The following is a 12,466-nucleotide window of genomic DNA, read 5'->3' as shown; positions in this document are numbered from 1 at the left end:
ACAACAAAAACCTGCTGAAGAAGCAGATTTAAAAAGTATACGAACATGTTACAGCCAAAAAGAACGAAGTTCAGAAAGATGCAGAAAGGCCGCATGAAAGGTAACGCTTCTCGTGGAGCGGAGTTAGCTTTCGGTTCTTTCGGTATCAAAACAATGGAGCAAGCATGGATCACTAGCCGTCAGATCGAGGCAGCTCGTATTGCGGTTACACGTTATATGAAACGTGAAGGTCAAGTTTGGATTCGTATTTTCCCTGACAAACCTGTTACGAAAAAACCTGCAGAGGTACGTATGGGTAAAGGTAAGGGTGCTCCAGAATACTGGGTAGCAGTAGTACGCCCAGGCCGTATGTTATTTGAAGCAGAAGGTGTGCCTTTGGAAGTTGCCAAAGAAGCTTTACGCCTTGCCGCTCAAAAACTTCCGGTTCAAACTAAGTTTGTGATTCGTAGAGACTACGTTGAAGCATAAAATCTTGGTAATGTCATCATTTAAGCGTTAGGGCCGTTACCCCTAACGCTATATTAAACTGATGATAACCCAAATAACAACTGAAAAAACATGAAAAATTCAGAAATTTTAGAATTATCTAATGAGGACTTAGCAGCTCGTCTTGCAGAGGAGAAAGCAGCCCTTACGAAATTGAAATTTGCACATGCTGTTTCAGCTATTGAGAACCCTAACGTGATCAAAGCAGCACGCAAGACTATTGCTCGTATCAGTACAGAGATCAGTGCACGCAAAGCTGCAGCTAAAAATGAAACAGCCTCTGAGGCGTAAAATGTAAAGTCGAAATGGAAAGAAATTTAAGAAAAACAAGAATCGGCTTAGTAGTTAGCAACAAGATGGACAAATCTATCGTTGTAGCTGTTGAACGTAAAGTAAAACACCCTATCTACGGTAAATTCGTTAAAAAAACTACTAAATTCAAAGCTCATGACGAAACAAATACCTGCGGTATCGGCGATACGGTATTAATCATGGAAACTCGTCCGCTGAGTAAGACAAAAAACTGGAGATTAGTTGAAATTATAGAAAGAGCTAAATAACATGGTACAACAAGAATCAAGACTTAATGTAGCTGACAATAGCGGTGCTAAAGAAGTTTTAGTAATCCGTGTATTGGGCGGTACGCGCAAGCGTTATGCATCAATCGGAGATAAGATTGTTGTATCGGTGAAAAGCGCTTTGCCTTCTGGAAACGTGAAAAAAGGTTCGGTTTCCAAAGCAGTAGTAGTTAGAACTAAAAAAGAAATTCGTCGTAAAGATGGTTCTTACATCCGTTTTGATGACAATGCTGCTGTATTGTTAAATAATAATGATGAGCCACGTGGTTCACGTATCTTCGGCCCAGTTGCCAGAGAATTGCGTGAGAAACAGTTCATGAAAATTGTATCATTAGCACCGGAGGTTTTATAATTATGGCACAGAAAACAAAAACAACTAAGCACAAAATCAAAATTAAAAAAGGTGATTTGGTGAAAGTTATCGCTGGTAACTCTAAAGGTGTTCAAGGAAAAGTATTGACTGTTTTAGTGGATAAAAATAGAGCTATCGTTGAAGGCGCTAACATCGTAAAAAAACACACTAAACCAAGCGCAGCTAATCCTAATGGTGGTATCATTGAGAAAGAAGCTGGTATTCACATCTCTAATTTAGCGTTGATCGATCCTAAGACAGGTGAAACTACACGTGTAGGTCGTAAGTTAAATGCAGATGGCAAATTAGTTCGTTACGCTAAAAAATCAGGGGAGGAAATTAAATAATGACTTACGTACCAAGATTAAAAGTGAAATATGCGGAGGAAATCCGTAAAGCACTTCAAGAAAAATTTCAGTATAAAAGTGTTATGCAAGTTCCTAAACTTGAGAAAATTGTTGTTTCACAAGGCGTAGGAGCTGCTACAGCTGACAAAAAATTAATCGATAACGCTGTGGCTGAGTTGACTTTAATCACTGGTCAACAGGCTGTTGCTACAAAATCGAAAAAAGATATCTCAAACTTTAAATTGCGTAAAGGTATGCCGGTAGGTGCACGTGTTACTTTGCGTGATAATAACATGTACGAGTTCTTGGATCGTTTGGTAGCCGTATCGCTTCCACGTATCCGTGACTTCCGCGGCATCAACGATAAAGGTTTCGATGGTCATGGTAACTACAACTTAGGTATCACTGAACAAATCATTTTCCCTGAGATCAACATTGACAAGATCAACAAGATCCAAGGTATGGATATCACTTTCGTGACTTCTGCAAAAAATGATGTTGAAGCTTTAGAATTGTTGAAACAGTTCGGTTTACCATTTAAAAATCAAAATACTAATAACAATGGCTAAAGAAGGATTAAAAGCACGCGAAGTAAAACGCGCTAAATTGGTAGCTAAATATGCGGCAAAACGTGCAGAATTAAAGGCTGCTGGCGATTACGTTGCATTAGATAAATTACCTAAAAATGCTTCTCCGGTACGTTTGCACAATCGTTGTAAATTGACTGGTCGTCCTAAAGGATATATGCGTCAATTCGGTATCTCTCGTGTAACTTTCCGTGAGATGGCTTTGGACGGCAAGATCCCAGGGGTGAAAAAAGCTTCTTGGTAATTTAAAAAAAATACTTAATTTTGCCCGGGCAATTCAGTGAAGGATTGCCGGGTTTTTTGCATTTTAAAATTGTTTAACAGATAGTAGGTCCCATACCAATGGTTGGGAGGGAAACCGCTGTCATAATTTTCATATATAATGACTACAGATCCAATTGCGGATTACCTTACACGAGTAAGGAATGCCATCAAGGCCAACCACAGGGTTGTTGAAATTCCTGCATCGAACCTTAAAAAAGAGATCACTAAAGTTCTTTTTGACAAAGGTTACATTGCTAATTACAAATTCGATGACAGTAGCGTACAAGGTACGATCAAAATTGCATTGAAATATAACCCAATTAGCAAAATTCCGGCTATTCGTACGTTGACACGTGTGAGTAAACCTGGTTTAAGAAAGTATGCAAGTGTTGAGACTATGCCTCGTGTTTTGAATGGTTTAGGTATCGCTATTTTGTCTACATCGAAAGGTGTAATGACAGACAAAGAAGCTAGACTTCAAAATGTTGGTGGTGAAGTTTTATGTTACGTTTATTAATCTAGGTAAAAACACAAAGAAATGTCAAGAATTGGAAAAGCGCCTATCGCTATCCCTGCTGGGGTAACTGTAACTATTTCGGACAAAAATTTAGTTTCAGTAAAAGGTCCTAAAGGCGAATTAACACAACAGGTTGACCGTGACATCAAAGTCGCACAAGAAGATGGCAACATCGTGGTGACACGTCCAACTGATCAAAAGAAACACAAAGCATTACACGGTCTATACCGCTCCCTGTTGAACAACATGGTTTATGGTGTGACTGAAGGTTACAAAACTACTCAAGAGTTAGTCGGTGTAGGTTACCGTGCTTCAAGTACTGGTAATGTATTAGAGTTAACTTTAGGTTTCTCTCACCAGATTGTTTTTGTATTGCCAAAAGAAGTTAAGGTATCAACTACTGCTGAAAAGGGTAAAAACCCTACAATCACTTTGGAATGTGCTGACAAACAATTGATCGGTCAGGTAGCGGCTAAAATCCGTGGCTTCCGTAAACCAGAGCCTTACAAAGGAAAAGGTGTCAAGTTTGAAGGCGAAGTATTGAGAAGAAAAGCAGGTAAATCAGCTAAAAAATAATAATCATGGCAGGACAAAAAGCATCTCGTAGAGAGAGAATCAAAAAAGGAATCAGAAAAAACCTTGCTGGAACGTCTGAACGTCCACGTTTATCGGTTTTTAGAAGTAACAAAGGAATCTATGCACAAATTATTGATGACAATGCAGGTAAAACATTAGTTGCTGCATCTAGCTTGTCTAAAGAATTCGTTGCATCTGGTAACAAAGTTGAGCAGTCTAAAGCTGTAGGTAAATTGGTTGCTGAAAAAGCGTTAGCAGCAGGTATTAATAAAGTAGTTTTTGACCGTAATGGGTACTTATACCATGGCCGTATCAAATCTTTGGCTGAAGGTGCTCGCGAAGGCGGTTTAGACTTTTAATCATAGAAAAGAAATGGCATTAAGCAATATAAAAAGAGTAAAATCGAGCGAAATTGAATTAAAAGATCGCTTAGTAAGTATCCAACGTGTAGCAAAAGTTACCAAAGGTGGTCGTACTTTCAGCTTCTCTGCAATTGTTGTAGTAGGTGATGAAAACGGTATTGTTGGTTTTGGTTTAGGTAAAGCTAAAGAGGTAACTGAAGCAATTACCAAAGGTATCGACGATGCAAAGAAAAATTTGGTGAAAGTTCCTGTAATCAAAGGTACTGTACCTCATGAGCAATATGGCAAATATTCTGGTGGTTCAGTTTTGATCAAACCAGCTATTGCTGGTACAGGAGTTCTAGCAGGTGGTGCGATGCGTGCAGTATTGGAATCTGCTGGTATCAAAGACGTATTGGCTAAATCATTAGGTTCTTCTAACCCACACAACGTGGTAAAAGCAACTGTTACTGCTTTAGCAAACATGCGCGATGCATATACAGTGGCACAACACCGCGGTGTCGATTTAAATAAAGTATTTAACGGTTAATTATCATGGCAAAAATCAAAATCACCCAGATAAAGAGCGTTATCGACAGAAGCGAGCGCCAAAAGAAAACTATTGAGGCTTTAGGTTTAAAAAGAATCAACCACTCAGTAGAAGTTGAAGCTACTCCAGCAATTATTGGAATGGTACGTAAAGTAAACCATTTAGTAGCTATCGAAACTATTTAATATTAGCATATGGAAAGGCTCTTTGAGCTCTTTCCATTACTTGTTATTAATAATCAATATTTTTTAATCGCTAGTACCTGTTTAGTGAGAGCGAAGGGCTAGCATAATTTAGTTTAAGATGAACTTAAGTAATTTAAAACCTGCAAAAGGTTCTGTAAAGAGTAGAAAACGTATTGGCCGTGGTACTGGTTCAGGTCGTGGTGGTACTTCTACACGTGGCCACAAAGGTGCTGGTTCTCGTTCAGGTCACTCAACGAAAATCGGTTTTGAAGGTGGTCAAATGCCTTTACAACGTCGTGTGCCTAAATTTGGTTTCAAAAACATCAACCGCGTGGAGTACAATGGTATCAACTTGGATACTTTGCAAGCGTTGATCGAGAAGCACAATTTGACAGCTGTAGATTTCGATGCATTGAAAGCTCATGGATTGGTGTCTAAAAATGACAAAGTTAAAATCTTGGGCCGCGGTGAATTGAAAGCTAAAGTTGAAGTAACAGCGCACGCGTTTACTGCTTCTGCTCAAAAAGCTATTGAAGCTGCAGGCGGTTCTATCGTTAAAATTTAATAAATGAAGAAACTAATCACAACCTTAACCAATATTTGGAAAATCGACGATTTACGTACGCGTATTCTAAATACGTTACTTTTTCTGTTGATTTACCGTATTGGATGTCACGTGGTATTACCAGGTGTAAATCCTCACGCTTTGGCTTCTGGCCAGAAAGAGGGTTTATTGGGCCTATTGGATATGTTTGCGGGAGGATCTTTCTCCCGTTCGGCAATCTTTGCTTTAGGGGTAATGCCATATATCTCGGCATCCATTGTTGTTCAATTGCTGGGCATCGCGGTTCCTTACTTCCAAAAGATGCAGAAAGAAGGGGAAAGTGGTCGTCAAAAAATGAATCAAATTACCCGTTATTTAACATTAGGGATTACTTTGCTTCAGGCTTTTGCTTATGTACGTACTCAGATTGAGCCCAGTGCTAAGACAATTGCAGACCCATTGTTCACCATTTTGACTGCCATAGTTTTGACAGGCGGTACATTATTTGTGATGTGGTTAGGAGAGAAAATTACGGATAAAGGTATCGGTAATGGTATTTCTTTGATCATCATGACTGGTATTATCGCACAATTGCCAAGTGGTATCACTGCGGAATGGGTTTCTAGAATGGCGAAAGGTGGTGGTGGTCCAATTCCATTGTTGCTTGAATTTGTAGCTTTGTTCTTCGTTGTGATCTTTACGATTCTGATTGTACAAGGGGTTCGCAAGATTCCTGTACAGTATGCGAAGAAAATTGTAGGCAATAAACAAGTCGGTGGCGTTCGCCAGTATATACCTTTAAAGGTAAATGCAGCGGGGGTAATGCCGATCATTTTCGCACAGGCAATTATGTTTGTGCCAATGAGTTTGGGACAGTTTTTCCCGAATCTTCAGTCTGAATTTTTGACGTCGCTGAGTAACTATACTTCTGTTGCATATAACGTGACATTTGCGTTTTTGATTATCGCATTCACGTTTTTCTACACAGCAATTATGGTTAATCCACAGCAGATGTCGGACGACATGAAGAAGAACGGAGGGTTTGTTCCCGGTATTAAACCAGGATTGGAAACTAGTAATTTTATAGACCGCGTAATATCAAATATTACATTTCCGGGGGCAATTTTCTTAGCGATCATTGCTATTTTACCTGCTATTGCAAGTTTGTTTGGTATTAATAATCAATTTGCGCACTTCTACGGAGGTACGTCCTTATTGATTTTAGTAGGTGTGGTGTTGGATACTTTGCAACAGATCGAATCCCATTTATTGATGCGTCATTATGATGGATTGATGAAAACAGGACGTATTAAAGGCCGTTCGGCTGCTTCTGTAGAGGGAATGGATCATTCGGCAATTTAATTTCTTTAGATGTCTAAAGTATTTTATAAGTCAGCAGACGATATAGAGCAATTGCGGAAGTCAGCAGATGTGCTTTCGCAATTGCTTGGCGAAATCGCAAAAGTGATTAAACCTGGAATAAAAACTATATCTCTTGATAAATTAGCTTATGAGTATATTCATGATAATGGCGGGACGCCGGCGTTCTTAAATTATCAGGGATTTCCATATTCTTTGTGTATTTCAGTCAATGATCAGATTGTTCATGGTTTTCCAAGCGATTATGAAATTAAAGATGGTGATCTTGTTTCGGTCGATGGTGGTGTCAATCTGAATGGTTTTATCAGCGATTCAGCATACACTTTTGGTGTAGGCGAGATTTCTGAGGAAGCACAGTTGTTGTTGGATGTCACAAAGGAATCATTGTATAAAGGTGTTGAGCAGGCTGTGGCCGGTAAACGTGTTGGAGATATCTCTTCTGCTGTCCAGGAATATGTCGATAAATTTGGTTTTGGCATCGTGCGCGAGCTGGTAGGACATGGCGTTGGATATCACTTACATGAAAAACCTGAAGTCCCGAATTATGGAAAACGAGGATCTGGGCCCAAGTTGGAGGAAGGTTTGGTCATTTGTATCGAACCGATGATCAACGCGGGGCGAGCTGGTGTCCGTTTCTGGGACGATGGCTGGACGGTAAGTACAGTTGATGGAAAATTATCGGCGCACTTCGAGCAAATGGTTGCCGTTCGTAAGGGACAGCCAGATGTGTTGCTAACGTTTGAACATGTAGAGAAAGTTTTGAATAAAAAGTAGTTGGTTTTCAATTATTTTATTTATCTTTGCACTCCTGTTCGCAGGCTTTTAAATTAAATTTAATCGAGAATATATGGCTAAACAAGCCTCAATAGAACAAGACGGTATAATTAGAGAGGCACTTTCTAATGCTATGTTTAGGGTAGAATTGGAAAATGGGCATGAAATCATTGCCCATATTTCAGGTAAAATGCGTATGCACTATATCAAGATTTTGCCCGGGGATAAAGTTAAGTTGGAAATGTCTCCTTATGATTTGACTAAAGGAAGGATCACTTATCGCTATAAGTAGTAGGTAAGCCTTTAATTAGCGCAAGCTTTTGAAAAAATAAATATCATGAAAGTAAGAGCATCAATTAAAAAACGTAGCGCGGACTGTAAGATCATCCGTCGTAAAGGTAAAGTTTTTGTAATTAACAAAAAGAACCCTAAGTTTAAACAACGTCAGGGTTAATCATTAAAAATAATAGCTTAATATTATATGGCAAGGATAGCAGGTATTGATTTACCTAAAAACAAAAGAGGTGTGATCGGCCTTACCTATATTTTTGGTATCGGTCGTGCAAGTGCTCAATATATCTTGGAAAAAGCTGGTATCAGCGAAGATGTGAAGGTGCAAGATTGGAATGATGAACAATTGTCAGCAATTCGTAACATCATTAATGACGAATTGAAAGTTGAAGGTGCGTTGCGTTCGGAGATTCAATTAAACATCAAACGTTTAATGGATATCGGCTGTTACCGTGGACTACGTCACCGTAAACACTTACCAGTTCGTGGTCAGCGTACTAAAAACAACTCACGTACTCGTAAAGGTAAACGTAAGACAGTTGCAAACAAGAAAAAAGCTACTAAATAATAAATAAGAAATGGCTAAAACTAAAAAAGCTGCAAAAAAGCGTATCGTTGTTATTGAACCTGTAGGTCAGGCTCACATTAACGCAACGTTTAATAATATCATTGTAACTTTGACTAACAATCAAGGACAAACTATTTCTTGGTCTAGTGCTGGTAAAATGGGTTTCCGTGGTTCTAAAAAGAACACGCCGTACGCAGCTGGTCAAGCTGCTCAAGACTGTGGAAAAGTTGCTTATGACTTGGGTTTGCGCAAAGTAGAAGTGTTTGTTAAAGGACCTGGTGCTGGTCGTGAATCTGCAATCAGAACATTACAGACTGTAGGAATTGATGTGACAACTATTAAAGACATCACTCCACTTCCTCACAACGGTTGTCGTCCTCCAAAACGCAGAAGAGTTTAATTAATTTTAAAGATAAGATTCGTCGGCTACAGGCTGATAGATACTTTAATTGTAAAAGAAAATGGCTAGATATACAGGACCTAAGTCCAAAATTGCCCGTAAATTTAGAGAGCCGATCTTCGGCCCAGATAAAGCGTTAGAAAAGAAAAATTATCCTCCTGGACAACACGGAGCTTCTAAACGCAGAGGTAAACAATCTGAATACGCTATTCAGTTGTTGGAAAAACAAAAAGCAAAATACACTTACGGTGTATTAGAACGTCAATTCTCTAACTTATTTGTTAAAGCTGCCTCTAAACAAGGTATTACAGGTGAAAACTTCCTAAAATTATTGGAAGCTCGCTTAGATAACGTAGTTTACCGCTTAGGTATTGCTACTACTCGTGCTGCTGCTCGTCAGTTAGTATCTCATAAACACATTACTGTTAACGGAGAGGTTGTTAACATTCCATCATATAGCTTGCGTCCAGGTGACGTTATAGCCGTTCGTGAACGTTCTCAAACACTTGAAGCCATCACAAATTCAGTTGCAGGTCGTACTGTAAATAGATTTTCTTGGTTAGAGTGGAATGCGAAAGAATTGAAAGGTACTTTCTTAAGCTATCCAGAAAGAGCTGATATTCCTGAAAACATTAAAGAGAACTTAATCGTTGAGTTATACTCTAAATAATAAATAAAATAGAAGCATGCATAGTCCATTTTTTGGGGTATGCATCTTCTATTGTATTACAATTATTATTACAAATAAACATTAAAAGAAAATAAATGGCAATTTTAGCATTTCAAAGACCGGATAAAGTTATCATGCAAAAATCTACGGATTTTGATGGTACGTTTGAATTTCGTCCATTGGAGCCTGGTTTTGGTGTAACCATTGGTAATGCTTTGCGCCGTATTCTATTGTCCTCGTTAGAAGGATATGCAATTACGTCGATAAGGTTTTCTGGCGTTTCGCACGAATTTTCAACGATCAAAGGTGTTGTTGAAGACGTAACTGAAATTATCTTGAACTTGAAACAGATCCGTTTCAAAAAAACAGGTGAGATTGGCGACAGCGAAAAGGTATTTGTAGTAATCAATGGTCAAGAACAATTCTTAGCTGGTGATATCACAAAATTCTCTAATAACTTTACTGTCTTAAACCCAGACTTAGTAATCTGTAATATGGATAACTCAGTGACAATTGAATTGGAATTGAGTATTGCTAAAGGTCGTGGATACGTAAATGCAGATGAGAACAAGGTTGCCGATGCTCCAGTTGGTGTTATCGCAATCGATTCGATCTTTACTCCGATTAAGAATGTTAAATATACCATTGAGAATTACCGTGTAGAGCAAAAAACCGACTATGAGAAATTGTTGTTGGATATCTCTACAGATGGCTCAATTCACCCCGAAGAGGCTTTGAAAGAGGCTGCTAAGATTTTGATTCAACACTTTATTTTATTCTCCGACGAGAATATGCTTCTTGAGTCTCAAACGAAAGAAGAAACTAAGGTTGTTGATGAGGAAATCTTACATATGCGTAAGATCTTGAAAACAGAATTAGTAGATCTTGATCTTTCAGTTCGTGCATTGAACTGCTTGAAAGCTGCTGATATCCGTACATTGGCTGAGTTGGTAACATACGACGTAGCTGATATGCTGAAATTCAGAAACTTCGGTAAAAAATCGTTAAGTGAAATTCAGGAATTGGTAAAATCCAAAGGTTTGTCATTCGGAATGAACTTAGCCAAATATAAATTAGACGAAGAATAATTATTTATTAAGCGACCACTAGTCGTAATTCCTTTTGGCCAATACTATGGGAATATTTCCGTAGTATACATACAAAAACGGTACGATTAGTATAATAAAATCCAAAATGAGACACGGAAAAAAAGTAAATCACTTAGGCCGCACGGATAGCCATAGAAAAGCAATGTTGGCTAACATGGCAACGTCATTGATCAAACACAAACGTATTACAACTACTTTGGCTAAAGCTAAAGCGTTACGTACTTATGTTGAGCCTTTGATTACTAAATCTAAAAACGATACGACTCACTCTCGTCGTACAGTATTTGCTTACTTGAAAGATAAAGATGCAGTTTCTATCTTATTCCGCGAAGTATCTGAAAAAGTAGCTAACCGTCCAGGTGGTTATACGCGTATCATCAAAATGGAAAACCGTTTAGGTGATAATGCGGAAATGGCTTTCATCGAGCTGGTTGATTACAACGAAATCTACGGTAAAAAAGCTGCTGCTGCAGAGAAAAAAGCTACTCGCCGCCGTGGTGGTAAAAAAGCTGCTGCTCCTGCGCCTGTTGAAACTGAAGCTCCTGCTGAAGTGAAAGCTGAGGTTGAAGGTGAAGAAAAAGTTGACGGAGAATAATAGTTGCTCTGTTCTATAAAAAAAGTCTCCTTTTTAAGGGGACTTTTTTTATTTTATAGCCAATCCTACCGTTAGAACTGATATATTTGTAATGCTAAAATCTGATCGCTTTTCTGATGCTAGCTATTTCGTTTATCAATCTATAATTCATTAAGATGAAACCATTTGATGTTTATCCCATTAATCCCATTAACATAGTTAAGGCTAGTGGGTCTACGGTGTGGGATGCCGAAGGAAATGCTTATTTGGACTTGTATGGAGGGCATGCCGTGATTTCAATCGGCCATACCCACCCACATTATGTAAAGCGTATCACGGATCAGTTGAACCGTATCGGCTTTTACTCGAATTCTGTGGAGATTCCAATTCAGCGTGAACTGGCTCGATTACTTGGAGAGGTTTCTGGCAAGATGGATTATGATTTATTTCTTTGTAACTCCGGAGCCGAAGCGAATGAAAATGCGTTGAAACTTGCTTCTTTCTATAATAAGAGACGAAAGGTGATCGCTTTTTCGAAATCCTTTCATGGAAGGACCTCATTGGCCGTAGCTGCTACAGATAATCCGAATATAGTGGCGCCTGTTAATGAAACTGAAAATGTGATATTTCTGCCATTTAATGATGAAAAAGCTCTTCAGGACGCTTTCGGCACCTATGGCGACGAGATCTCGGCTGTGATTATTGAGAGCATTCAGGGTGTTGGCGGGATAAGGGAAGCTTCTATTCCATTTCTCCAATTGATCCGCTCGCTATGTGATCAGTATAATGCGGTATTTATCGCGGATGAGGTACAATGTGGTTATGGCCGGACGGGTCTTTTCTATGCACAGGACTATTCAGGGGTGGAGGCCGATATTTATACGATGGCAAAGGGTATGGGCAATGGATTCCCCATCGGAGCAATAAGTATATCTCCGAAATTTAAAGCTGTTCATGGTAGCCTGGGTACGACTTTCGGCGGTAACCACCTAGCCTGCGCCGCGGCATTGGCCGTACTGGAAGTGATTAGGCAGGATAACCTGATGGAGAACGCACTGCAGGTGGGACAATATCTTATCGATGAACTGAAGAAAATTGACGATATCGTTGAGGTCCGTGGACGAGGGTTGATGATTGGGATTGAATTGCCTGCTTCTTTGGCGCATGTTAAAAAAGACCTGCTATTAAAGGATCGCATTTTCACTGGTGAAGCCAAGCCGAACGTTATACGCTTACTACCGGCATTGAATATCACCAAACAGCATGCCGATCAGTTTCTGTCGGCTCTACAACAGCAATTAAAGGCTGTTACGATATTGTAATATACTACGATGTTGCTATATCCGTTATTTAAGGAGGGTGGCAAATTGTAC

The 12,466-nt window shown here is 39.2% G+C and carries 23 protein-coding genes; all 23 read left to right on the top strand.

Going from position 1 to position 12,466, the window contains the following annotated elements:
• Positions 1–45 precede the first annotated feature (45 nt).
• The 23 genes from rplP to K7A41_RS03380 all read left to right on the top strand — a co-directional run bounded on the left by rplP (position 46) and on the right by K7A41_RS03380 (position 12,415).
• The gene (rplP, locus tag K7A41_RS03490) at positions 46–468 is read left to right on the top strand and encodes a 50S ribosomal protein L16 (RefSeq protein ID WP_028071575.1); all 423 of its coding nucleotides are present in this window, start codon (positions 46–48) and stop codon (positions 466–468) included.
• Positions 469–558: 90 nt separating this feature from the next.
• Complete coding sequence (rpmC, locus tag K7A41_RS03485; RefSeq protein ID WP_028071574.1) at positions 559–777, top strand: 50S ribosomal protein L29; 219 nt, start codon at positions 559–561, stop codon at positions 775–777.
• Between the two features lie 14 nt (positions 778–791).
• Complete coding sequence (gene rpsQ, locus K7A41_RS03480) at positions 792–1,046, top strand: 30S ribosomal protein S17 (protein WP_028071573.1); 255 nt, start codon at positions 792–794, stop codon at positions 1,044–1,046.
• Between the two features lies 1 nt (position 1,047).
• Positions 1,048–1,416, top strand: a complete 369-nt coding sequence (gene rplN, locus K7A41_RS03475; RefSeq protein WP_028071572.1) for a 50S ribosomal protein L14 — start codon at positions 1,048–1,050, stop codon at positions 1,414–1,416.
• 2 nt (positions 1,417–1,418) lie between these two features.
• Positions 1,419–1,763 carry a 50S ribosomal protein L24 gene (gene rplX / locus K7A41_RS03470; protein WP_028071571.1) on the top strand — a complete coding sequence of 115 codons (345 nt, stop codon included), beginning with the start codon at positions 1,419–1,421 and terminating at the stop codon, positions 1,761–1,763.
• Complete coding sequence (gene rplE / locus K7A41_RS03465) at positions 1,763–2,332, top strand: 50S ribosomal protein L5 (RefSeq protein ID WP_028071570.1); 570 nt, start codon at positions 1,763–1,765, stop codon at positions 2,330–2,332. Before rplX ends, rplE begins: the two co-directional genes overlap by 1 nt.
• Positions 2,325–2,594, top strand: a complete 270-nt coding sequence (gene rpsN / locus K7A41_RS03460; RefSeq protein WP_028071569.1) for a 30S ribosomal protein S14 — start codon at positions 2,325–2,327, stop codon at positions 2,592–2,594. Before rplE ends, rpsN begins: the two co-directional genes overlap by 8 nt.
• Before the next feature lie 135 nt (positions 2,595–2,729).
• On the top strand, positions 2,730–3,131 hold the full coding sequence (rpsH, locus tag K7A41_RS03455; protein ID WP_232048782.1) for a 30S ribosomal protein S8: 402 nt from the start codon (positions 2,730–2,732) through the stop codon (positions 3,129–3,131).
• Positions 3,132–3,152: 21 nt separating this feature from the next.
• A complete protein-coding gene (gene rplF, locus K7A41_RS03450) occupies positions 3,153–3,707 on the top strand; it encodes a 50S ribosomal protein L6 (RefSeq protein ID WP_265712624.1) in 555 nt (184 codons plus the stop codon).
• A 5-nt stretch (positions 3,708–3,712) separates the two neighbouring features.
• Complete coding sequence (rplR, locus tag K7A41_RS03445; protein ID WP_077438115.1) at positions 3,713–4,066, top strand: 50S ribosomal protein L18; 354 nt, start codon at positions 3,713–3,715, stop codon at positions 4,064–4,066.
• Between the two features lie 13 nt (positions 4,067–4,079).
• Positions 4,080–4,598: a 30S ribosomal protein S5 gene (gene rpsE / locus K7A41_RS03440; RefSeq protein WP_265712623.1), complete on the top strand. Its 519-nt coding sequence runs from the start codon at positions 4,080–4,082 to the stop codon at positions 4,596–4,598.
• Between the two features lie 5 nt (positions 4,599–4,603).
• Positions 4,604–4,783, top strand: coding sequence for a 50S ribosomal protein L30 (rpmD, locus tag K7A41_RS03435; RefSeq protein ID WP_045753985.1), 180 nt, complete (start codon positions 4,604–4,606; stop codon positions 4,781–4,783).
• Positions 4,784–4,901: 118 nt separating this feature from the next.
• Positions 4,902–5,348: a 50S ribosomal protein L15 gene (gene rplO, locus K7A41_RS03430; RefSeq protein WP_265712622.1), complete on the top strand. Its 447-nt coding sequence runs from the start codon at positions 4,902–4,904 to the stop codon at positions 5,346–5,348.
• 3 nt (positions 5,349–5,351) lie between these two features.
• Entirely contained in the window at positions 5,352–6,689 is a 1,338-nt protein-coding gene (secY, locus tag K7A41_RS03425) for a preprotein translocase subunit SecY (RefSeq protein ID WP_028071562.1), read from the top strand.
• A gap of 9 nt (positions 6,690–6,698) precedes the next feature.
• A complete protein-coding gene (map, locus tag K7A41_RS03420; RefSeq protein WP_265712620.1) occupies positions 6,699–7,481 on the top strand; it encodes a type I methionyl aminopeptidase in 783 nt (260 codons plus the stop codon).
• Positions 7,482–7,554: 73 nt separating this feature from the next.
• Positions 7,555–7,773, top strand: a complete 219-nt coding sequence (infA, locus tag K7A41_RS03415; RefSeq protein WP_002997456.1) for a translation initiation factor IF-1 — start codon at positions 7,555–7,557, stop codon at positions 7,771–7,773.
• 45 nt (positions 7,774–7,818) lie between these two features.
• Positions 7,819–7,935, top strand: coding sequence for a type B 50S ribosomal protein L36 (gene ykgO, locus K7A41_RS03410; protein WP_013665024.1), 117 nt, complete (start codon positions 7,819–7,821; stop codon positions 7,933–7,935).
• Between the two features lie 27 nt (positions 7,936–7,962).
• Positions 7,963–8,340 carry a 30S ribosomal protein S13 gene (gene rpsM, locus K7A41_RS03405; protein WP_028071560.1) on the top strand — a complete coding sequence of 126 codons (378 nt, stop codon included), beginning with the start codon at positions 7,963–7,965 and terminating at the stop codon, positions 8,338–8,340.
• Between the two features lie 10 nt (positions 8,341–8,350).
• Positions 8,351–8,740: a 30S ribosomal protein S11 gene (gene rpsK, locus K7A41_RS03400; RefSeq protein ID WP_028071559.1), complete on the top strand. Its 390-nt coding sequence runs from the start codon at positions 8,351–8,353 to the stop codon at positions 8,738–8,740.
• A gap of 61 nt (positions 8,741–8,801) precedes the next feature.
• Positions 8,802–9,410 (top strand): 30S ribosomal protein S4, encoded by a 609-nt coding sequence (rpsD, locus tag K7A41_RS03395; RefSeq protein ID WP_265712612.1) that lies wholly within the window; start codon positions 8,802–8,804, stop codon positions 9,408–9,410.
• A gap of 95 nt (positions 9,411–9,505) precedes the next feature.
• Positions 9,506–10,498, top strand: coding sequence for a DNA-directed RNA polymerase subunit alpha (locus K7A41_RS03390; RefSeq protein ID WP_028071557.1), 993 nt, complete (start codon positions 9,506–9,508; stop codon positions 10,496–10,498).
• Between the two features lie 106 nt (positions 10,499–10,604).
• Positions 10,605–11,114, top strand: a complete 510-nt coding sequence (gene rplQ / locus K7A41_RS03385) for a 50S ribosomal protein L17 (RefSeq protein ID WP_265712611.1) — start codon at positions 10,605–10,607, stop codon at positions 11,112–11,114.
• 155 nt (positions 11,115–11,269) lie between these two features.
• Complete coding sequence (locus tag K7A41_RS03380) at positions 11,270–12,415, top strand: aspartate aminotransferase family protein (RefSeq protein ID WP_265712609.1); 1,146 nt, start codon at positions 11,270–11,272, stop codon at positions 12,413–12,415.
• Positions 12,416–12,466: the final 51 nt, after the last annotated feature.

The sequence above is a fragment of the Sphingobacterium sp. InxBP1 genome, from assembly GCF_026191775.1.
Taxonomy (GTDB): Bacteria; Bacteroidota; Bacteroidia; order Sphingobacteriales; family Sphingobacteriaceae; genus Sphingobacterium; species Sphingobacterium thalpophilum.
The sequence above is the reverse complement of the archived record's forward strand: the minus strand, read 5'-3'. Positions and strand labels throughout refer to the sequence as shown.

Excerpts from the sequence above, each read along its gene's own strand:
- rplR (WP_077438115.1), top strand. The coding sequence starts at position 3,713 with ATGGCAGGACAAAAAGCATCTCGTAGAGAGAGAATCAAAAAAGGAATC.
- secY (WP_028071562.1), top strand. The coding sequence starts at position 5,352 with ATGAAGAAACTAATCACAACCTTAACCAATATTTGGAAAATCGACGAT.
- K7A41_RS03390 (WP_028071557.1), top strand. The coding sequence starts at position 9,506 with ATGGCAATTTTAGCATTTCAAAGACCGGATAAAGTTATCATGCAAAAA.
- rplP (WP_028071575.1), top strand. The coding sequence starts at position 46 with ATGTTACAGCCAAAAAGAACGAAGTTCAGAAAGATGCAGAAAGGCCGC.
- rplN (WP_028071572.1), top strand. The coding sequence starts at position 1,048 with ATGGTACAACAAGAATCAAGACTTAATGTAGCTGACAATAGCGGTGCT.
- rplF (WP_265712624.1), top strand. The coding sequence starts at position 3,153 with ATGTCAAGAATTGGAAAAGCGCCTATCGCTATCCCTGCTGGGGTAACT.
- rplE (WP_028071570.1), top strand. The coding sequence starts at position 1,763 with ATGACTTACGTACCAAGATTAAAAGTGAAATATGCGGAGGAAATCCGT.
- map (WP_265712620.1), top strand. The coding sequence starts at position 6,699 with ATGTCTAAAGTATTTTATAAGTCAGCAGACGATATAGAGCAATTGCGG.
- rpsE (WP_265712623.1), top strand. The coding sequence starts at position 4,080 with ATGGCATTAAGCAATATAAAAAGAGTAAAATCGAGCGAAATTGAATTA.
- rpsN (WP_028071569.1), top strand. The coding sequence starts at position 2,325 with ATGGCTAAAGAAGGATTAAAAGCACGCGAAGTAAAACGCGCTAAATTG.
- K7A41_RS03380 (WP_265712609.1), top strand. The coding sequence starts at position 11,270 with ATGAAACCATTTGATGTTTATCCCATTAATCCCATTAACATAGTTAAG.
- rplX (WP_028071571.1), top strand. The coding sequence starts at position 1,419 with ATGGCACAGAAAACAAAAACAACTAAGCACAAAATCAAAATTAAAAAA.
- rpsK (WP_028071559.1), top strand. The coding sequence starts at position 8,351 with ATGGCTAAAACTAAAAAAGCTGCAAAAAAGCGTATCGTTGTTATTGAA.
- rpsM (WP_028071560.1), top strand. The coding sequence starts at position 7,963 with ATGGCAAGGATAGCAGGTATTGATTTACCTAAAAACAAAAGAGGTGTG.
- rpsD (WP_265712612.1), top strand. The coding sequence starts at position 8,802 with ATGGCTAGATATACAGGACCTAAGTCCAAAATTGCCCGTAAATTTAGA.
- ykgO (WP_013665024.1), top strand. The coding sequence starts at position 7,819 with ATGAAAGTAAGAGCATCAATTAAAAAACGTAGCGCGGACTGTAAGATC.
- rpmC (WP_028071574.1), top strand. The coding sequence starts at position 559 with ATGAAAAATTCAGAAATTTTAGAATTATCTAATGAGGACTTAGCAGCT.
- rplQ (WP_265712611.1), top strand. The coding sequence starts at position 10,605 with ATGAGACACGGAAAAAAAGTAAATCACTTAGGCCGCACGGATAGCCAT.
- rplO (WP_265712622.1), top strand. The coding sequence starts at position 4,902 with ATGAACTTAAGTAATTTAAAACCTGCAAAAGGTTCTGTAAAGAGTAGA.
- rpsQ (WP_028071573.1), top strand. The coding sequence starts at position 792 with ATGGAAAGAAATTTAAGAAAAACAAGAATCGGCTTAGTAGTTAGCAAC.
- rpmD (WP_045753985.1), top strand. The coding sequence starts at position 4,604 with ATGGCAAAAATCAAAATCACCCAGATAAAGAGCGTTATCGACAGAAGC.
- infA (WP_002997456.1), top strand. The coding sequence starts at position 7,555 with ATGGCTAAACAAGCCTCAATAGAACAAGACGGTATAATTAGAGAGGCA.